At 58.8% G+C, this 20,658-nt stretch carries 12 protein-coding genes; 7 read left to right on the top strand and 5 right to left on the bottom strand.

Annotated features, from left to right (window positions below; all coding sequences use genetic code 11):
* The first annotated feature begins 55 nt into the window (after positions 1 to 55).
* The 6 genes from VGM18_01840 to VGM18_01815 are packed head-to-tail and all read left to right on the top strand — an operon-like array spanning position 56 to position 7,322.
* Positions 56 to 592, top strand: a complete 537-nt coding sequence (locus VGM18_01840) for a sigma-70 family RNA polymerase sigma factor (protein HEY3971711.1) — start codon at positions 56 to 58, stop codon at positions 590 to 592.
* A 52-nt stretch (positions 593 to 644) separates the two neighbouring features.
* On the top strand, positions 645 to 3,365 hold the full coding sequence (locus VGM18_01835) for a FecR domain-containing protein (GenBank protein ID HEY3971710.1): 2,721 nt from the start codon (positions 645 to 647) through the stop codon (positions 3,363 to 3,365).
* Positions 3,362 to 4,345: an ABC transporter ATP-binding protein gene (locus VGM18_01830; protein HEY3971709.1), complete on the top strand. Its 984-nt coding sequence runs from the start codon at positions 3,362 to 3,364 to the stop codon at positions 4,343 to 4,345. The genes VGM18_01835 and VGM18_01830 overlap by 4 nt, the downstream gene beginning before the upstream one ends.
* Before the next feature lie 3 nt (positions 4,346 to 4,348).
* On the top strand, positions 4,349 to 5,206 hold the full coding sequence (locus tag VGM18_01825; protein HEY3971708.1) for a hypothetical protein: 858 nt from the start codon (positions 4,349 to 4,351) through the stop codon (positions 5,204 to 5,206).
* A gap of 38 nt (positions 5,207 to 5,244) precedes the next feature.
* Positions 5,245 to 6,195 carry an ABC transporter ATP-binding protein gene (locus VGM18_01820; GenBank protein HEY3971707.1) on the top strand — a complete coding sequence of 317 codons (951 nt, stop codon included), beginning with the start codon at positions 5,245 to 5,247 and terminating at the stop codon, positions 6,193 to 6,195.
* A complete protein-coding gene (locus VGM18_01815; protein ID HEY3971706.1) occupies positions 6,192 to 7,322 on the top strand; it encodes a hypothetical protein in 1,131 nt (376 codons plus the stop codon). The genes VGM18_01820 and VGM18_01815 overlap by 4 nt, the downstream gene beginning before the upstream one ends.
* A gap of 79 nt (positions 7,323 to 7,401) precedes the next feature.
* Here VGM18_01815 and wecB read toward each other — a convergent pair whose 3' ends face one another.
* The 5 genes from wecB to VGM18_01790 all read right to left on the bottom strand — a co-directional run bounded on the left by wecB (position 7,402) and on the right by VGM18_01790 (position 13,445).
* A complete protein-coding gene (wecB, locus tag VGM18_01810; protein ID HEY3971705.1) occupies positions 7,402 to 8,484 on the bottom strand; it encodes a UDP-N-acetylglucosamine 2-epimerase (non-hydrolyzing) in 1,083 nt (360 codons plus the stop codon).
* Between the two features lie 130 nt (positions 8,485 to 8,614).
* Positions 8,615 to 10,861: a CHAT domain-containing protein gene (locus VGM18_01805; GenBank protein ID HEY3971704.1), complete on the bottom strand. Its 2,247-nt coding sequence runs from the start codon at positions 10,859 to 10,861 to the stop codon at positions 8,615 to 8,617.
* Positions 10,862 to 11,142: 281 nt separating this feature from the next.
* Entirely contained in the window at positions 11,143 to 12,054 is a 912-nt protein-coding gene (locus VGM18_01800) for a hypothetical protein (protein ID HEY3971703.1), read from the bottom strand.
* 31 nt (positions 12,055 to 12,085) lie between these two features.
* Positions 12,086 to 12,775 (bottom strand): zf-HC2 domain-containing protein, encoded by a 690-nt coding sequence (locus VGM18_01795; GenBank protein HEY3971702.1) that lies wholly within the window; start codon positions 12,773 to 12,775, stop codon positions 12,086 to 12,088.
* 55 nt (positions 12,776 to 12,830) lie between these two features.
* A complete protein-coding gene (locus VGM18_01790) occupies positions 12,831 to 13,445 on the bottom strand; it encodes a sigma-70 family RNA polymerase sigma factor (GenBank protein HEY3971701.1) in 615 nt (204 codons plus the stop codon).
* Between the two features lie 857 nt (positions 13,446 to 14,302).
* Between VGM18_01790 and VGM18_01785 the strand changes: the two genes are divergently transcribed.
* Complete coding sequence (locus tag VGM18_01785) at positions 14,303 to 20,521, top strand: choice-of-anchor D domain-containing protein (GenBank protein ID HEY3971700.1); 6,219 nt, start codon at positions 14,303 to 14,305, stop codon at positions 20,519 to 20,521.
* Positions 20,522 to 20,658 lie beyond the last annotated feature (137 nt).

Here is a 20,658-nt window from a genome sequence, read left to right as displayed (position 1 = left end):
AATGGCAAAGCTGTAAGAACCGTTTCCCAAGGCCGTCTTTACTTGCGTAAGAAGAGTGAGCAACGGGAGGCGTACCCTGCAAAGCGCATTGGCAGAGGAATCGGCAATCGTAATTCCGGACGAATTCGACCGGGTCTTTCGGGCGCATCACGCCTTGGTTTTCCGCACGGCCTACCGGATTACCGGCAATGCCGCGGATGCCGAGGATGTATCGCAGACCGTGTTTCTGCGGCTGTTCCGGCGCGAGGCCGGAGCGGATGCCCTGGAAAACGAAGAGAGTTATTTACGGCGCGCGGCCATCAACGCGGCTCTTGACGTCATTCGGTCGCGACAGAGCGACCGAACCGTAGAACTTACAGACATGCCCGAGTCCTCCCATCGCGACTCTCGCGAGTTGCGCCAGGCGCTGGGGCGAGCAATGGCTCAACTCAAGCCGCGCTGGGCGGAGATTTTCGTATTGCGATTTATCGAGGGCTTCAGTAATCCGGAAGTGGCGCGGATGCTTGGAATTTCCCAGGTGTTCGTGGCGGTGATTGTCCATCGCAGCAGACAACAACTCCGCAAGGAATTGGGCGCATATCTTAAAGCATAAAACCGGGCGCAAAGCATGCTCGCGAAGCAGCCGCATAATCAGGAGGCAGGCCATGAAGAATGAAAAGAATGAAAAGTTCGACCGCATGATCTTTGACCGGATGATCTCGGAGATTCGAAGTGAGCAGATCGACGGCCAGGCAGTCGCGCAGGCCGGCGAACGGGTCTGGAAGTCGATTGCCGGGTCGGCCCCCACTTTGGAAATCGGCTCGCGAACGTCCACCTTGCGCGGCTGCGCGGATTTTCAGGCGCTCATCCCGGCATATCTGGGCAAGCAATTGGCTCCGGCGCGGACGATGCTGTTTGAGGATCACGTGCATGCCTGCGTGGAGTGCCGTCACGCAGTCGACCGCGCCCGGGCAGGCGAATCGCAAATGGTTCTGCGAGTGGAATCCAGGAGCATTCGTTCGCGCGCCGGTTCAAGGCCAAGCGCATCGGCTTCGGTGGCCTGGCGATGGGCGCTGAGCGCAGCCGCGGTCGCCGCCGTGGCAGTCGCTACCGTCGCGTTCAACCTCGGAGTGCTGCCCGGCCAGCACGTCGTGCGCGCGTCGGTTCAAACGGTAGACGGCGCGCTCTATACGGGATCGGGCGCCGAGATGCGATTGATCCCGGCGGGTTATGAAATTCGAAATGGAGACCAGGTGCGCACCGCAAAAGGCTCGCGGGCGGTGGTGCGCTTGCTCGATGGATCTTTGCTTGAGATGGGCGAACGCTCCGATCTTTCGGTATCGCGGGAGTGGCGGGGCACCACTATTCATCTGGACGGCGGAAGGGTGATCGTGCAAGCGGCGAAGCAGAAGTCGGGCCGGTTGTATCTCGCGACCGACGACGGGCTGGTTTCGGTGAAGGGAACTATTTTTTCCGTGAATCATGGAACCAAAGGCTCGCGCGTGGCTGTGATCGAAGGCGTGGTCCGCGTTGACTACGGCGATCGCACGACGGATCTGAGCGCCGGCGAGGAAGCGACCTCGAACTCCACGGTATCGAAAGTTCCGATTCAAAACGACATCGCGTGGAGCAAAGATTCCGCAAAATATTTGGCGCTGCTGGGCGACTTTGCCGTGTTGCAGAAGCAGTTTGCGGCGATTCCGGGGCCGGGATTACGCTACAGCTCCGAACTTCTGCCCTACGTTCCGGATCACACCGTGATTTACGCGGCGATTCCCAATCTTGCCGATACTTTGGCCGAGGCGAGCCAGTTATTCCGGGACCGGCTGCAACAGAGCCCGGAACTGCGCGATTGGTGGAAGCAGCAGCAAAAAGGCAGCGGACCGAAGTTGCAGGACGTGCTGAACCAGGTGCAGACTTTTAGCGGCTATCTGGGCGACGAGATTGTATTTGCGGTGTCTAAAAACGGAACGGAATACGGCGCTCCGGTGGTGCTGGCGAAGGTGAAGCAGGGCGGACTGGAGGGCTTCCTGCAAAAGGCGAATCGCAAATTGAGTTCGAATTCTTCGCCAGCTGCCTTGCAGACCGTACATAATCCGTGGACGGCGACGCCGATCGCCGGGCGGCCGCTGCTGGTTTATGTGAGCGACAATATGATGATCGCCAGTCCCGATCTGACGGAACTACAGCAGGCGGCGACGCGGGCCCAGCAGCAGAGCCCGAGTACATTTTCCGGCACGCCCTTTTATCAGCAGATCGCGCGGTCTTACGAGCAAGGGGCAGAGTGGCTTTTCTGCGCCGACATGGAACAAATTATCGTGCACAACGTACCAGCTAGTGGCAGCGCGAATAACAAGCCGGCCAATGCCCTGCCGCCGGGGATTGGCGACGTGCGCTACCTGACCATGGAACACCGCTACGTTGCCGGTAAGACCGAGAGCCGCGCCGATCTGATGTTTGCGGCGGAGCGGCAAGGCGTGGCATCGTGGCTGGCCGCGCCTGCGCCGATGGGATCGCTGGAATTCGTTTCGCCCGAGGCCAGCATGGTGACCTCGGCGGTCATCAAGAATCCGAAAACCATCATGGAAGAAATCTTCAAGATGATCGGCGCCGGGGATGTGAACTTTCAGCAGCACCTGAACGAATTCGAATCGAAGACGGGCGTGAATGTGCTGAACGACCTGGCCGCGCCGCTGGGCGGGGAATTTACCATGGCCTTCGACGGGCCGATGCTGCCCACGCCGCGGTGGAAACTGATCGTCGAAGTCTACGATCCGGCAACGTTGCAGTCGACCCTCGCGAAGCTCGTCGACAGCTACAATCGGGAGCCCGGCGCGCAGGGGCATGCTGTGCAATTGACGCAGCGGCAGGTCAACTCCAGGACTTACTACGTGATCAGCGGCACCAGCAGGGTGAATCCTGAAATCGATTACACTTTCGTCGACAACTATCTGATCGCCGCGCCCGATGCGGCTACTCTGTCGCGAGCGATTCAATCTCGCGCGGCAGGATATACGCTGACGCATTCGCCGACCTTTCAGGCGCTGTTGCCGAGCGATGGCTATACGAATTTTTCGGGGATCTTTTATCACAACATCGGCCCGGTCGTGGGTCCGCTGGCCGATCAACTGAAATCCAGTGGAGCGCTCAACCGGCAGCAACAGGCGTCGGTGGATGCGCTCAAGGCCAACTCCGCGCCGGGCTTGATTTACGCCTATGGCGAGAGCGATCGGATTACAGTGGCGAGCAACACCGGCTTCATGGGGTTTGACCTGGGCACGCTTTTGACGATGGGCCACCGGGGGCCGTTCCTGCCGCAGATGTTTATCGGCGGGGATATGTTCGTGGGTGGAGATTCGAGTCACCCAGCACTTCAAACTGAGTGAGCACAACCGTTCAACGCGGGGCGGCAGACGGCGAGCGCGAATTGGCGCCGGCGCCGCCCGCCGCTCCGCTTCCGCCGCTGGTGGAACTCCAGGGTCTCTCGGTTCGTTTCGGAAATCGGGAGATCCTGCGCGGGCTTACGACCACGTTGCGCGGGTGCTCGATTGGATTGCTGGGACCGAATGGCGCGGGCAAATCGACGCTGATCAATACTCTTCTCGGCTTCTACAAATCCTCCGCCGGCTCGGCTCGGGTGTTTGGCTACGACGTCGCCACCGACATCCAGAAAATTCGCGGGCTGGTGGGCTACATGCCCGAGAACGACGCGTTCATCTCGAAGATGAGCGCGGTTTCTTTTGTGCAGATGATGGGAGAACTCTCGGGCTTGCCCGCAGACATGGCTCTGGAACGGGCGCACGAGGCGCTGTTCTATGTTGGCCTGGCGGAGGCGCGTTATCGGCAATTGGGAACGTATTCGCTGGGCATGAAGCAACTGGCGAAGCTGGCGCAGGCGATTGTGCATGGACCGAAGCTGTTGATTCTCGATGAGCCGACCAACGGCCTGGATCCTTCGGCGCGGCAACGCATGATTCGCATGATCCGCGAGATTCGCGATGGGAAAGAGATGCGGATCGTGTTGTGCTCGCATTTGCTGCGCGATGTGGAAGACACCTGCGATGAAGTGTTGATTCTGAAGCAGGGGCGGATCGCGCATTACTCGAATCTGGATGAAGAGCGCCGCGCGAACAAGCGATTTCTAGAGCTCGAAACCTACGGCGCGAACGGCGATTTCACCGAGGCGATTGAAAAACTCGGCTGCGAATGCGCGGTGACGGCGAACCGCATGAAGATGGTTCTGGCGGAGGGGGTCGAGACCCGCGACATCTTTCGTATAGCGGCGGAGCGGCAGGTTCGCATCCGGCGCATGAATTTCCGGCGGGACACGCTGGAAGATATTTTCCTGAAGGCGATGGAGAGCTGACGAATGGCGGTGTACCGGCGCAACTACAAACCGTATGCAGGGGCGTTGACGCCGGCGTGGTCGCGGTGGTTTGTGCTTTTTCGTTACTCGCGGCGCCGGTTGTTCAGTTCCAGGTTCATGCTCGGGTTTTTTGTGGTCTGCTTCTTTTCTCCGCTGGCCTTCCTGTTGATGATCTACGTAGCGCACAGCGCGAGTTTTCTTCAGCAGATCGGCCTGCCGCGAGGATTCATCTCAATCGATAACACATTCTTTTTCAAGTTTATCAGCGCGCAGGGAGTGTTCGCGTTTCTTCTGACCGCATTTGCTGGGCCGGGATTGATTTCGCCCGACCTCGCCAACGGCGCGCTGCCGCTATATTTCTGCCGCCCGTTTTCGCGAGCGGATTATGTGCTGGGCAAGTCGTCGGTGCTGGCAATTTTGCTTTCGCAAATCACCTGGATTCCGGGATTAGTTCTTTTCGCGATGCAGGCCAGTCTCGCGGGGCCAACCTGGGCCTGGGAGAATTTGTGGATTGCCGGCAGCCTTGTGCTTTCTTCACTGATTTGGATCGCGATTCTGTCGCTGCTGGCTATGGCGCTCTCGGCGTGGGTGAAGTGGAGAATCGTGGCGGGCGCGCTGCTGCTCGCCGTAATGTTCTTTGGCGCCGGCTTCGCACAAGCCATCAATGCCGTGATGCGAACTGAGGCGGGACATTTTTTCAACGTGGCTTACCTCATGGGCACAGTATGGAACTCGCTGTTCCGCGTGGATACGGAGCATGCGATCCCGGTCGAGCAAGCGTGGATCGCGCTGCTCGTCTATTGCGCGATCTGCCTGTGGCTGCTGCTGCGCAAGGTGCGCGCGTATGAAGTGATCAAATGAGCCTTACGAGATGTGGGTGATCGGATGAGCGCCATCGAATGAAAGACCGCGTCGTCTTCGAAGATGTGTCGAAGTTCTACGGAGAAATCCTGGGCGTGAACCGGGTGAATCTCTCGATTCCGCCGGGGATTACCAGCCTGGTGGGCCCGAATGGTTCGGGCAAGACGACGCTGATGAACCTGATGACGGGATTGATCCGTCCCACACGCGGGCGGGTCGAAGTGCTCGGATATAAGACTGACGATCCGGAAAACCTTTTCAGGATTTTGGGATACAGCACGCAATTCGACGCATTTCCCAAAGGCCTGACTGGATTTCAGTTTGTGAATTCCTATCTGCGGTTGGCCGGGCGCGATACAGAGACCGCGGAACGACTGGCTTGGCGCGCGCTCGAACGCGTGAATCTGGTCGAGGACGGCAAGCGCAACGTCGCCGCTTACAGCAAGGGAATGCGGCAGCGCATTCGGCTGGCGCAGGCTTTGGCGCACGATCCGAAGGTGCTGGTGCTCGATGAGCCGCTGAACGGGTTGGACCCGCTGGCGCGCTCGGAAATGATCGCGTTGTTTCGCGCTACGGCGGAGCAAGGTTGTTCGGTGATCATTTCCAGCCACATTCTGCATGAAGTGGATGTAATTTCCGATCAGGTGATTTTGCTCAGCAACGGCTACGTTGTTGCGGAGGGACAGATCTCGACCGTGCGCAGCGAGATTCAGGAACATCCCACGCAGATTTTGATTCGCTGCACGCGGCCGCGGGAACTGGCCGCAAGGTTGATTGAGGACGATCACACCATTGAAATTTCCATTCATAAAGATGAGCGCGGCCTGCTGGTGAAAACGCGGGATGCCGATGGCTTTTATCTGGCTTTGAATCAGATGGCATTGAACGGAAATGAAAACGGGATCGACATTGAGTCCATCGCGCCGGCGGATGACGACGTATTGTCCGTTTACGAATATTTGATCGGGAATGAAGAGGTCGTGCGATGACGACGGACGCAATGATGAACGTAGCGACGACCAGGCTGTGGTGGGCGCAGATCAGGGCCGTCATTCGCCTGGAAATGAAGAAAACATTTTTCGCCAGACGCGGGCTTTGGATTTACGTGCTGGCCGCGCTGCCGGTGGTGCTGTTCATGGCATATGCCGCGGCCATGTCGAACCAGCAGCATGGGCGCGAGGGCATCGCGCGGCGCGGCGAGCGGCCGCTGAGCTACCACGACTTGCGGGCGGTGAAGCCGGGCATGACGCGCGCGGAAGTAATGGCAATCCTGGGAAAGCCGCCAGTCCAATTTCATTGGAACGAAAATCGGCCGACCGAGAGCCAGGCGACGGTTCATGTTGCTCATGAGAACTATCACTACTCCGATGGACAGAACGATCTGTACATAAACCTGACGGACGGGAAAGTCGATTTCATCAATCTTCAGGAAGGCAACAATCTCGGGCAGGATTCGATCATGTTCGCCGGCGTGTTTCAATTCTTCTTTCTGCGGCTGGCGATTTTTTTCGGATGCCTGGGGATTTTCATGAACCTGTTCCGCGGAGAGATCCTCGACCGCAGCCTGCATTTTTATTTTCTGGCGCCGATCCGGCGCGAAGTTCTGATGGTGGGCAAGTTTCTCGCGGGGTTGCTGGCGACGTGCACGATTTTTGTGACCAGCGAAATATTGCAGACCGTTGCTTTCTTGTGGCACTTTCCTCCCAGTACTCGGGATCTCTACCTCTATCACAATCACGGCCTGGAGAATGCGGCGGTGTATGTGGGAGTGACCATGCTCGCCTGCGTGGGATACGGAGCGTTCTTTCTGGTTGCGGGGATGATGTTCCGGAATCCGATTCTGCCGGCGGCGGCGATCTTGATATGGGAAGCGATCAATCCATTTCTGCCGGGGATGCTCAAGCAGTTCAGCGTAATCTACTATCTTAAGTCGCTGTGCCCGGTGGATCTTCCAAGTGCGGCGGGGACGCCGCCTTTGCTGGCCTTATTGATCTCGAACTCGGATCCGGTGTCGGCTCCAGTGGCAGTGCTGGGAATTGTGATCGTGGCGATGATCGCGCTCTACGCTTCAAGCGTGCAGGTACGGCGGATGGAGATCAACTACACCACCGAGTAGGGGCGGACAGCAGGTTTCTCGACTTCAACAAAAATGGCGCGCGTAACCGCGCCACTCTGCTGCGCTCGAAATGACATGGCTAGGGTTGATCGGAGAATCTCTGAAGGATATCCGCGATGCGATCGGCGGCGTGGCCATCCCAAAGCGGCGGAATGGCGCCACGTTTCGCTCGGCCTGCGAGAATCGCCGACAATTCTGACGAAAGCTTCCGGCTGTCCTGACCCACCAGGGTATTCGTTCCCATGGTGACCGTGATTGGCCGTTCGGTGTTCTCACGCAGCGTCAGGCACGGCACTTGCAGGTACGTCGTCTCTTCCTGGATGCCGCCCGAATCGGTGATGACGGCGGTGGCGCGCTTCTGCATGGCAAGGAATTCGATATAGGGTACGGGTTCGAGCAGGCGGATACGATCGAGGCTGGTGCTGAACTGGTCAAACTGTTTAATGCGGGAGCGCGTGCGGGGATGGACTGGGAACACGACATCCAGTTGCTCGCTCACGGCGAGCAGGGATTGCAGAATGTTCTTCAAGGTTTCGCCGTCATCCACATTGGAGGGGCGGTGCAGCGTGACCAGCGCGAAGCGGTTGGGAAGGCCGTTGGCTGGACAGTTGGCCGCGGCCGGGAGCAGGCGCACGAGCGAGTCGATCATGACATTCCCAACGCGATGAATCTTTTCCGGCGAGATGCCTTCGCGCAGCAGATTTTCGTCGCCGTCTTCTGAGGGCGTGAACAGCAAGTCGGCCAGGCGGTCGGTGACGATACGATTTACTTCCTCGGGCATGGTGCGATCGAAGGAGCGCAGTCCGGCTTCGACGTGCGCAATCGGAATCAGCAATTTAGCGCACACCAGGGCAGCGGCGACGGTTGAGTTCACATCCCCGTAGACAAGTACAACGTCCGGTTTACGCTCGAGCAGGACGGGCTCAAGACCGGTCATGATTTCCGCGGTCTGGCGCGCGTGCGAGGCGGAGCCCACGCCGAGATTCACGTCGGGAAGCGGCATTTCGAGTTGGGAGAAGAAAATGTCCGAGAGATTTTTGTCGTAGTGCTGGCCGGTATGCACGAGTGTTTGCCGCATGCCGGGCCGCTCGCGCAGCGCATGCAGGACTGGTGCGGCTTTCATAAAATTTGGTCGTGCACCGACCACGTGGAGAATCTGCATGGCTTTGAATGAGCTTAGCAGTTCCCGGCGTGCAGGATAGGGGCTCCGATTCCTATGCTGGGAGATCCCTCGCTTCGCCTGAAGAACGGCTCCGCTCGGGATGACGCCGTTAGGAGAAAATCGGCGCGCGTCAAGAGCCGGTATAGAGTTGAAAGGGTGCCCAGTAAAAAGGGTTGCGGAATTGGCCGCCGTGCAGCAGCGAAAGCTTCGCCGCGCGCAGGGCGGCATCGGGAGCGGCGCCCTTGTCGAGTTCGTCGTAGAAGCGATCCATCAATTGTTCGGTGGACGCGTCGGTAACTTCCCAGAGACCGGCGATCACGTTGTGGGCCCCGGCTCGCAGAAAGGCCCAGGCCAGGCCGACCAAGCCTTCGCCCGAGTAGGCGCGCTCGCCCGCGCCGTAACATGCGGAGATGGTCACCAGATCGGCGTGCAGGGGATGCCGAATAATGTCGCGGGCATAAAGTTTGAATGAGTCGTCGCCGGCATCTTCCTTCGACAACACAATCTTGGACAACACAATCGCGGAGTCGAGCGGACTGAGACGGCTGGCAGTGCCATGCGCGACAAAATGGATGTGAGAAAACTTGCCGGGATCGCTGGCCGCATATGCCGCCGGGTTTGCTTGGTCCCGCCGATAAACCTGTTCCTGGGCAGATGGGAAATGTTTCGCGACGTTGGCCATTTGTTGCGCCGCGCGCGGCAGTTCGGGATATTCCCGGCTGGGGGCGACGCTGTCGCCGATCAAGAGCAGCCGGCGTTTCTTTACTTGGACATTCTCTCGGGCATGGTCTTGAGCTTTGCCGCGCGCATCGTAGCGCGACAAAGATGCGGCCAGTACGCGCAGTGAGCTGGCGTTCGCAACATCGGCGTCTTCGATCCAGAAGTGGGGCAGGGGTTCGGCGACGACCAGCGTTTCGAAGTTCAGATTATTCAGGCTGCCGTCGGGGATGATGATTACTTTCGCGTCGCTGGCTAACAACTCTTTCGCCGGGGCGATGAGGGTGCGATAGAGCGCGCGCCCCTCTTCATTTTGGGATTCGAGAACATCCTGCGGACTGCCCAGTGCTCTGCGATATCGTTCAACCAGTGAATCGACATCCGGGCCGGGCGGCAATGGGAACAGGCTGGCCTTCTGCGGAGTGATCGTCCACAGGTACGACTGCTTCTCGCCCAGCCAGTAAAACAACAGCGTGCTCTTCGCTTTGCGGGAAATCTCGCGCGGATTCAGGGCTGAAGGCGCGGCGTGAATGTCGGCACGAGAGCTTTTCGACAACAGGCCCAGTCCTTCCGCCAGAGTTCGAGCGCGGCTGTAATCGGCCCAGCGCAGGGCTTCGTCGATTTTTCCTTGGGCTACCAGAAAGTGTACGTAGTCGTCGTAGATGCGGGCGGCGTTGGTCAGGAACGAAAGCTGGAAGTCCTCACGCTGCACGGAAGCGCGAGCGGCTTCGAATGTGGCCAGCGCACTGCGGTATTCGCGATCTGCCGCATCTGTCTGCTTTTCCTCTTCGTAGAGACGCGCCAGCGAGTGCTGGGCCTCCCACTTCAGAAATACGGGGGAGAGTGGATCGCGCTCGACGGTTTCCAGAATCTGTCGCGCTTTTACGGCGTCGCCTCGATGGGCTGCGATCTGTCCCTGAACCAGCATGGGATAAAGTTCGTCGACGTGGTTATGGCTTTCGCGCGCGACGGTTAGAGCTTGCTCGGCGTAAGCGCTTGCATTATCGAGGTTGCCAGTTTGGACGGAGAGACGCGCCAAGACCCGCAGAGCGTTATAAATGTTTTCTTTGCTCTCGACCTGCTTCTCCAATAGCAGCGCTCGCTGAAACACTTGTTCAGCAAGCGGGAAGTTGCGCTTATCCATGTAAACGTAGCCGGCGTCGGTGAGCCAGATTCCCTGGTCTACGTAGTCTTGCAGGTCGCTGGCGCGCCGCTCGGCCGCGAGAAATATTTCAAGAGCTTTGTCCGAATCTCCCAAGCGGTAAGAGGACCAACCTGTGTTGCCTTGGGCAATGGGTTCGACGACTCGGGCGTCTATCGATTTTGCAGCCCGATATGAGGCCTCCGACTGATCGAATGCCTCATCGAAGCGGCCTTCCGCGAGTAATTCAGCACCCAAGTTGAGGAGAGCAGTGGACTCCAGGAGGTGATCGTCGTGGCCGCGAGCGAAGGCAAGAGTTCGCTTGTATAGCTCTTCCGCCGAAATGGAATCGCCTTGCTCGCTTGCCAGCAGGCCGCGTGCCTGGAGAACTTCTCCACATCCGGAGTCGAGGTGAGCGCCGCACAGTTCGGTGGCTTCCTTCAGGGCTTGTTCGGCTTCCGGGTATTCTCGGAGATGCGTGTGGGCAACGCCGCGAACTGTGAGCACGGGAATAGCCATGTCCGCCCGGCTGGGCTGCGGATCTGACTTGAGGTCCGTGAGCGCTTCTTCGAAAAGGCCTTGCCACAAGGCCGCCTTGGCTTCAAGGATCTTAAATTTCCAGGCCCAAAGGGGGCTGGAATCTCGAAGCTCTTCGTATCTTCTTTTCGCCTCGCTCTTGGTCTCCTGCAGTTCGCCGTGAATGAACGCCTGATTCGCGTTTTCGAACGCGGCTTGCGGCGACTCATCTCTACGAGCACACGACAGCGTGCTCGCAAGCGCAGCCAGGAGCAGAGTAAACCCTAGGGTTTGTGAGCGCCGTTGGCAGTGGCGGTTCCGGCGTTCGTGGTTCCCTCGGCCAGGCAGCCCATCTTGCTCTTGATGCCGGTGACTTCGAAGTAGGGGCTCGGACGGGTCTCGCCTTCGTACAGTTTTTCGCCCACTTCGACTTCGCCCAGGGCAACGGAGCCAAATTCCGGAATCACCAGGATGTGCCCGAAGATCTGCACCCCGGGGATGGGAATCGGGCCGATGCTCTGAATCAGGGAACATGTGATGGGAGCGCGGGCGCTTGTGTCGACCGAATCGCTCGTGCGCATGAGCCCGTTGATGTGGGCGAGCTTCTTATCGTAGTCATCCTTGATCTCTTTGGGAAGGCCGGTCGCATTCGCAATGGCCTGGGTCTGCGCTGCCGCCCGCGCCAGGAATGCGCGGTCCTGGAGATACGTCTGGCCTCCGGCGGGGATGTCGCCGCAGATGCCGAGATCGAGGGTAAGTTCGACCGGAAAGCCGCTCACGCGGAAGTTCGTAAACTGCGTGCCGAGAAAGGTGACATGCGGAATGTGGCCATCTTTGTAAGCGTGATCGGTGGAGACCTGCGAGACCAGGCGGTCAATGGTAATCACTTCGAACAGGTTGAGGCGTTCCAGAATCGAGGTGGAGAGCGTGACCCAGCCGTTATTTTTCAGGCTGCGCGATCCGGAGACGCGAGTCTCGCCTTTGGCAAAGGAAACCAGACCTTCGATGCTGGATTCTTGCAGAGAACGCGTGAAATGACCGCCTCTGCGGCCGATTAATTTGGCCGGGGCCTGACGTTCGATTTTCTGTTCGATGGGGCGTTGCAGCTCGCCGCTGAGCACGTGCGCCTCAGCGTGATACTCGTGCGAGGGCGTGGTGGTGCTGGTGGTGTTGGGTGTTTCTGTCATAGTGGCCATCGTGTACCTCCGCTCGGTCAGAGCTCATCTTTCATTTAGAATTTTGTGTTTCACGAATTTGTAATTCGAAGGACGTACTGCCCAGGTCTTTGGTCTCGCCGGTCGCGGTGACGCCGTGCACTGCCAGGGTGTAGGTTCCGGCTTCGCGAGAGACGGCTGGAACCGTCACCGGCCACTGATCTTGACCGGCTGCCGGGTCGATCGTGAACGAGCCCTCCGGCTTTCCCGCGGGATTATATAACTCGCCCGTGTAGCGCGCAAAAATGGGGTCCGGCGGGATTCGCACGAATAGAAGCAGACCTTTGCCCTCCGGTACAGAAGTCTCACGCGCGCCGTAAGTTCCCAGGTTGACTGAAACCGCCGGCAAAATCTGAGGCTGCCTGAGCTCTGACCGCAACCTCGGGTACGTCACGAAGTTCTGATAACCGACGATGGCTAACAGCAGGGCGAGAGCCGGAGCGGCAAATGCGGGCCGGAACCAGAAGGACCACGGTCCCCGCGCCACTCCCCGATCAGCCGTGGTCGGGAGAGAAACAGTCTCGGTCTTTTCCGCCAGGACGCTCTTGCTATGCTTCACAAACTGAGCCGCCGCGCTCACATCCTGCGCGCATTCCGGGCAGTCGAAGTAGTGCTCTTCAAATTCATCCCGAATGTCGGGAGAAAGTTCGTTGAGCAGATATCGTTCCGTCGTTTTGTCTCGAACCACGTCTGTGTGGTCCATGGCCGTTCCCCCTCGTAAAAAGTTAGGCGCCTGGCCGCTTCTGGTCTGCGTATTCCTAAGCTGGAGCAAAATCTGGGGGATTCTCTCCCGAATGCTTCAGATACGATGACTTGAAAGCTTGCTTGGCACGGTGTAACAGCACGCGTAAATATTCGCGATCGACGCCGAAGTCGCGGCACACTTGATCCTTGTCTCGCTCTTCGAGGAAGACTTCGCGCAACAGGCGGCGGTCGCGTTCTGACAGTTTCTCCAGGATTTCGCGGACTTTCTTTTCTCGTTCTTTGGCGCTGAGGGCGCCCACGAAGTCGACGTTCAGGGCCGGAAAATTCTTCTCTTCATCCTCGTCCAGCGAAGTGCTGCGAGTCGAGGACCGATAGTGCTCCAGCAGGACGTTGTTACAAATGGAATTTACGAAAGCGCCCAGGCGGTCGGGTTGCAGAATCTTGCCGTCGCGTAAAGCCACAAAAAACCGGGCGAATGTCTCCTGGCGCACATCTTCGATGGCTTCGGGCGCGTTGAGCCTGGAACCTAACTTGATTTTGATGAGCGCGCTGAAATAGGCGGAAAAGTGCTCCTGCGTGCGGTAGTCACCCGACCGCAAGCGGCTGAGATAGGCTTCATCAAAAGACTGGAATTGCAAAAACTTGCCCCGCACGTTGTGAAGTGTCACAAAGTTTAGCACCGGGGCTGGCGCAGCGCTGCCGCCTTTGGAAGCCGGGGCGGATGACGCGAGGCGCTTTACGAGCGAGGGACCAGGACGACGGCAAACTGCGGGCGGATTGGGACGAGCGTTCTGCACGGGGAGGAACAATCTCCTGCGAACTCGAAATACCTTCAGCCGGCTGGGGAAGCCTGAATTCAGAAGCGCCGGAGCCGCTTCCCCCCGGATTCGACTCCGGCGCTTACGAGAACTGCGGCCGGTGTTTGCCAAGCCGAGCCTCTGAACTGTGGCCCATCGGCTCTACGAGCCAATGTCTTCCACGTATAGAGATAGTGCAGTCAGGGCTCGAAACGTTTCATAGGGGTTCAGGGTTCTTATCCGCGGTTTTAGCGATTGGTCTCGGCGGTTTTAGCGATTCGTATCGGTGGTTTTACGATTCGTATCAGGGCGTCGCTTCAGCGATGCCGTCCGACAGCGTCCCCAGGGATCGGCTTCAGCCGCTGGGCGGGGCCCGACAAGGGCCAGCGGCTAAAGCCTGGGCGTTGCGCGCCCGCTCACGGCATGTCTAAAGACATGCCCTGATACGAAGCGTCATCAGACACGGCATGCAATAAGTTGGTATGCAAGAATCTGCAACCTCGCCAAGTTGAGAATAGTCTCGTTGCGTGAAGTTTGTTTCGTGAGATAATAGCGCTCCCCCCTCAGGTTCGAATCAACATCATCGCTGATCATCAGTAAGGAGAAGGCTGGTGCCTGGTATTCCAAGGCTAGGCTGCGTCTGGCCCAACCGCTTGCGTCGGTGTGCTGCACCGTTGCGCGCGCTCGTTGGTGTGTGCGCAGCACTCAGTGTTATTCCCGTATATTGTGTGCCCGCGCTCGCGGGGAGTCCGGCAGTTACGCTGTCACCAACCAGCCTTACCTTCGGCACGCAACTTCGCAATACCACCAGCCCGGCTCAGAACATTACTCTGACGAACACTGGAACCGCCACCCTTAATATTTCCAGTATTAAACCGAGTTTACATTTTGCTGAGACCAATAACTGTACCGCCACCATCGCCGCGGGAGCGAGTTGTACGATCTCTGTGACCTTCACTCCGGTTGCGAACGGCATGGTCACGGGGACGATCTCTCTGACCGACAATGCGACTGGAAGCCCGCAAACCGTTGCCCTCACGGGCGCGGGGACGGTTGCCAGTTTCTCTCCCGGCACGCTGACTTTCGCCGGGCAGGCGATCGGAACAACCAGTTCATCCCAGGTCCTGACCCTTTCGAACCTCGGCTCTTACAGCGCGCAGGTTTCGGCAGTGACCATCCAGGGCGCGAGTTCGGCAGATTTTTCCCAGAGCAATGCCTGCGGAACAATCACCGCCGGCGGAAACTGCACGATCAACATTAGCTTCACCCCGGCTGCCCTGGGAAATTTCACAGCCACAGTCAACGTAACCTTCGCATCTTCGGTCGCGCCCATACCGGCCACACTGAGTGGTACGGGGGTGAGTGCGGCATTGCCCATCCCTTCGGTTCAGCAACCGCTAAGCCCTATGACGGCGGTTCCGGGAGGATCGGGCTCTACGCTGACCTTGCACGGCACCGGTTTCGGCTCCGCGTCATCGGTGCTGTGGAACGGCAGTGGCCTGGTGACGACCTTCGTCAGTTCAACGCAGTTGAGCGCCGCGGTTCCGTCTGCCAGTCTGGTTGCGGCGGGTACAGCGCAAGTCGTCGTCACCAATCCCACTCCCGGAGGCGGGACTTCCAATCCGCAGACATTCCAGATTACGAATCCGACGGCAACGGTTTCGCTTGGAAGAACCGATCTTGGCGTGGGTACCGATCCGCGGGGCATTGTGATTGCCGACTTCAATCGCGACGGCAAACCCGATGTCGCCGTGGTGAACCGGGCTGACAATACGATTTCGATTCTTCTGGGCAATGGCGACGGCACATTCGCCGCGCCAGTCATCTACGCCACCGGCTTCGATCCCATCGCTATCGCTGTCGGGGACTTTAATGGCGACGGCAAACTTGATCTGGTCACCGCCAATCGGGCGGCGTATACGATTTCGATTCTCCTGGGCAACGGCGACGGCACATTCGGCAGCCACGTGGACTACGCCACCGGTACCGAACCCATGGCGGTCGCGGTCGGAGACTTCAACGCCGACGGTTTTCTGGACGTGGTCGAGGCCAATAACGCCGACGATACGGTCTCCATTTATCTGGGCCTGGGCAACGGCACATTTCAAACTCCCGTGAGTTACTCGGTGGGAGCCGGTCCGATCGCGGTGGTCAGCGGCGACTTCAACGCTGACGGAAACCTTGATCTCGCTGTAGCCGATTCTGGATCCAACAATATCGCCGTGCTCTTTGGCAAAGGGGATGGCACGTTTATAAGCACAGCCTATTACGCGACCCCCGCCGATCCCGACGGATTGGTTGCCGCCGATCTGAACGGGGATGGAAAGCTTGACCTGATAGCCGCGAACAATGGGGGCAACAACATTGCCGTGCTGATGAACAGCGGCGCGGGAACGTTTGCCACCGGGGTTCCTTATGCGGTGGGGACTCTGCCCTTCGCCATTAGCGCGGGCGACTTTTATGGCAACGGACAAATCGATGTGGCGGTCGTCAACTCCGGCGACAATACAGTTTCCATTCTGCCAGGCAATGGCGACGGCACATTCAATACCGCAGGAGCCTTAACATTCAGTATCGGCGACGAAAGTCTGGCGATGGCCGTGGGCGATTTTAACGGCGATGGCAGAGCCGACCTGGTGGTTTCAAATGCCGATGACGATACTGTCTCGATATTGTTGCAGGCGCCGGCCGTCACGCTTTCCAACTCTAGTCTGTCGTTCGGCGCAGAAAACGCGGGCAGTTCAAGTGCTTCCCAATCGGTGGTAGTGACGAACTCAGGAAGCGCAACTCTGGCCATCGGCAGTATTGCCGTCGGTGGGGTGAACAGCTCGCAATTCAGCCAGACCAACAATTGTCCTACGAGTCCGAGCACGCTTGCGGCGGGAGCGAATTGCACCATCAACGTGACGTTTATCCCGACCGTCGCAGGCTCCGACTCGGCCAACGTCACGATTACCGATAGCGCCCCAGGCAGCCCGCAAACCGTCTCTCTGCTCGGAGCCGGCATCGCGGCTTCAGTAGTTCTCTCGCCGGCAAGCTTGACGTTTGCGACTCAGACCGTGAACACGACCAGCGCGGCCCAGCTGGTTACGCTGACCAACCTGGGGAGCGAGGCGCTGGCGGTTACTTCGATCACCGCCAGCGCCGAGTACGCGCAGACGAATAACTGCGGATCGTCGGTTGCCGCCGGCGCCGCGTGCAGCATTACCGTCAGTTTCACGCCCACCTCAACCGGCACGCAGACTGGAACCATCACAATCGCGGACAGCGCCGCCGCTGGTTCGCAGACGGTCAGTTTGTCGGGGACTGGCGCGGGCGCGCCGACGGTCAGTTTGTCGCCCATCTCGCTCACCTTTGGCAGCCAGGCCCTTGATTCCACCAGCGCGCCGAAAACAATTACGCTCACCAATACCGGCAGCGGCCCGCTTACCATCAGCAGCCTGACGGCCACTGGGAATTACACCGAGACCAACACTTGCGGCACTTCGGTACCTGCGGGAGCAAATTGCATCATCACTGTATTCTTCACGCCCACGGTCACCGGCAGCCGCCACGGCACGGTTGTAGTGACCGACGACGCGACCAACAGTCCGCAGATCGAGAATCTAACGGGCACGGGAGTTACTCAGACAATCGCGTTTTCACCGACTGGTGTGGCCTTCGCCAACCAAGCGGTCAATACAAGCAGTGCGGCCAAGGCCATCACGCTTACGAACAACAGCGGGGCGGCACTCGGCATTTCAAGCATCGCAGCTTCCGCCAATTATTCTGAGACGAATAGTTGTGGCGCCAGTGTCGCTGCCGGAAGGTCGTGCACGATCAGCGTCACATTTACTCCAACTTCTGCCGGCTCGATCCCGGGAGTCGTGACCATTGCTGACAGCAACTCAACGGTTCAGACTGTGCCGCTCACGGGGACGGGCATCGCGGCTGCGGTCGTATTCTCGCCCGCCGGCGTTACTTTTGCCGATCAGACGGTTGGCACAACCAGTCCGTCGACTGCCGTTACGCTGACCAATTCGGGCACGGCGACGCTGACCATTACTGGCATGAGTATTACCGGAAGCAACAGCGGCGATTTCGCCCAGACAAATAGCTGCGGCACCTCGCTCGCGGCGGGGGCGTTTTGCTCCATTACTGCGACCTTCACGCCCACTGCCTCAGGCCTGCGCACGGCCAGCATCTCGGTCAGCGATAGCGCCAGTGGCAGCCCTCAGAGCACGGCTCTGACGGGAACAGGGATCGCACCGGTTGTCGGCCTTTCCCCCAGCAGCCTCACGTTTGCCAACCGAGCCGTGGGCACGACCAGTTCCGCAAGCGTGCTCACGTTCAGCAATTCGGGCAACGCTGCTTTGACGATTACTTCAATCGGCATCACGGGAACCAATAGCACAGATTTCTCGCAGACCAACAACTGCGGGCCCTCACTGGCTGAGGGAACGAGTTGTGCCATCAGCGTGACTTTTGTCCCCAGCGCAGTAGGCACGCGCCAGGCCAGCGTGTCGGTCATCGATAATGCCGCCGGCAGCCCGCACACCGCGCCCCTTACCGGCGTGGGAACCGCGCCCGTAGTGAGCTTCAGTTCGTCCACGATCGCATTTGCCAACACCGCGGTTGGGTCCTCCAGCGCCACCGGTGGAGTGACGTTGTTCAATACCGGAAATGCCACCTTGACCATTTCGAGCGTGACGATCATGGGCGCGAATTCCGGCGACTTTTCCCAGTCGAACAATTGCGGTCTTACGGTGCCTGCCGGAGGGAATTGCAATATCAACGCAGTATTCAGCCCCACGGTTGCCGGCGCGCGGACAGCGACAATCTCGGTCTCAGACAATGTGGCTGGAACTCCCCAGTCCATCACGCTGAATGGAACTGGAACGACCGGCGGACCCTTAGCGTCGATCTCGCCCACGACTCTGACCTTCGCTTCGCAGAACGTGCTGACTACGAGCGCAGCTCAAGCGATCACGTTGACCAACAGCGGGGCTTCCTCTTTGAGCGTGATCGGCATCGTCGCCAGCGGCGATTATGCTGAGACCAACAACTGCGGCTCGTCCCTGTCCGCGGCGGCGAGTTGCACGGTTCACGTCACGTTCTCTCCGTCGGCGACCGGCACTCGCGCCGGCTATATTACCTTCAGCGATACCGATCCTACGACGGTGCAAACTGTATCCCTGACTGGCACGGGCTCCTCGCCGACCACCACGGTTTCGATTACGCCCGTGCAGGCCTCTATGACTGCCGGACAGAGCGCGCAGTTCCAGGCCTACATCAGCGGCGTGGCCAGTTCGAATGTTACGTGGGCCGTGGACGGAATTGCCGGCGGCAACACTACGACTGGGACGATTTCGACTTCCGGTCTTTACACGGGACCGGCCATGGCGGGCTCACACCAGGTCACGGCCACCAGCACCGCAAAAACGACGCAGAGTGCAACGGTGCCCGTCGTGATCACCAGCTTTGCAGGCACTCTGGTCTATCACAATGACAACGGGCGTACAGGTCAAAATCTATCGGAAACCGTTCTCACCACTGGCAATGTGAACTCAACCCAATTCGGCAAGCTCGTCAGTTATCCCGTTGACGGTCAGCTTTACGCCGAGCCGCTCTATGTGCAAGGCGTCAACGTCGCCGGCGCGGGCGTGCGCAACGTGGTGTATGCGGCCACTGAAAATGACAGCCTCTATGCCTTCGACGCCGATGGAAGTACGACCGCACCGCTGTGGCAAGTGAGCCTTATTCCTGCCGGCGGCCAGGTGCTGAGTGCGGCGGACATCGGGGGCTGCTCGAACATTTCGCCGCTGATCGGCATCACTGGGACCCCCGTCATCGATCCGGCAACCAATACATTGTTCGTAGTCGCCCGCAGCAAGATCGTCAACGGCGGAGTGACTACGTATTATCAATATCTGCATGCGATTGACATTACCTCCGGGATGGAACGGGCCGGCAGCCCGGTGGCCATTCAAGGTTCGTCCAACTCCAACAACGGAACCGTGAAGTTCAATCCCCAGATGCAAAACCAGCGCGCCGGCTTGTTCCTGGATAACGGCGTCGTTTACATTGGGTTTGGTTCCCACTGCGACATTCTGCCTTACCACGGCTGGCTGATGGGCTATTCGGAAAGCACCTTGCAGCAGACAGCGACCTACGTCTCCACTCCCAACGGCCTGCAAGCCGGAATCTGGCAGAGCGGTGGCGCCCCGGCCGTCGACGAGAATGGATATATTTATTTCGCGATCGGCAACGGGACGACCGACGTGAATGCCGACGGCAGCGATTACGGCGAAGCTCTGGTGAAGGCCAACGCCGGCGATTTATCGGTTGCAGATTATTTTCTGCCCTCGAATTTCAGTGTGCTCAACAGCTCGGATCTCGACCTGGGATCGGGCGGGCCTCTTTTGATTCCGGACCAACCCACGCCGCCGACCCAAATGCTGGTCGCCGCGGGCAAACAGGGAATGGTGTATCTTATCGATCGCACCAATCTCGGCCAGTACAACGCGAACGGCAATCAGGTGCTGCAAGTCTTGCCGGCCGGAACAGTCCCCACGGCGCATAGTATGCCCGCGTATTGGCAGAACAACGTGTATTTCTGTGGCGTCGGGGATTATGCCAAGTCTTACTTGCTCTTCAACGCGCAGCTGTCGACCTCGCCCACGTCAAAGTCGTCACTCCTCTATGCTTATCCGGGCGCGACACCGGTCATCTCGGCCAATGGGTCAACCAACGGAGTGCTGTGGGTGTTGGCGACGGTAAAAAGCACCAATGCCGTTCTGCATGCCTACGACGCTACGAACCTTGCGCGGGAACTTTACAACACAGGCCAAAACGCAACCCGCGATCAAGCCGGCTTGGCAGTGAAGTTTGCCGTCCCCACCGTGGCCAACGGAAAGGTGTACGTCGGGACCGCGACCGAACTTGATGTTTACGGCTTGCTGCCCTAGTTTTCGAGTGAGTCGATTTAAGCTTCCGTGAATCAATAGCCCTTGGTAATCGGAAGATTGGCGGGCTATACTCGAAAGATAGTTCCCGGCGATCTCCTCAATTCCGTACAATCCTCATTTAGGGTTGTTGTGCCGCT

The organism is Candidatus Sulfotelmatobacter sp., from assembly GCA_036500765.1.
Lineage (GTDB): Bacteria > Acidobacteriota > Terriglobia > Terriglobales > Acidobacteriaceae > Sulfotelmatobacter.
The sequence above is the reverse complement of the archived record's forward strand: the minus strand, read 5'-3'. Positions and strand labels throughout refer to the sequence as shown.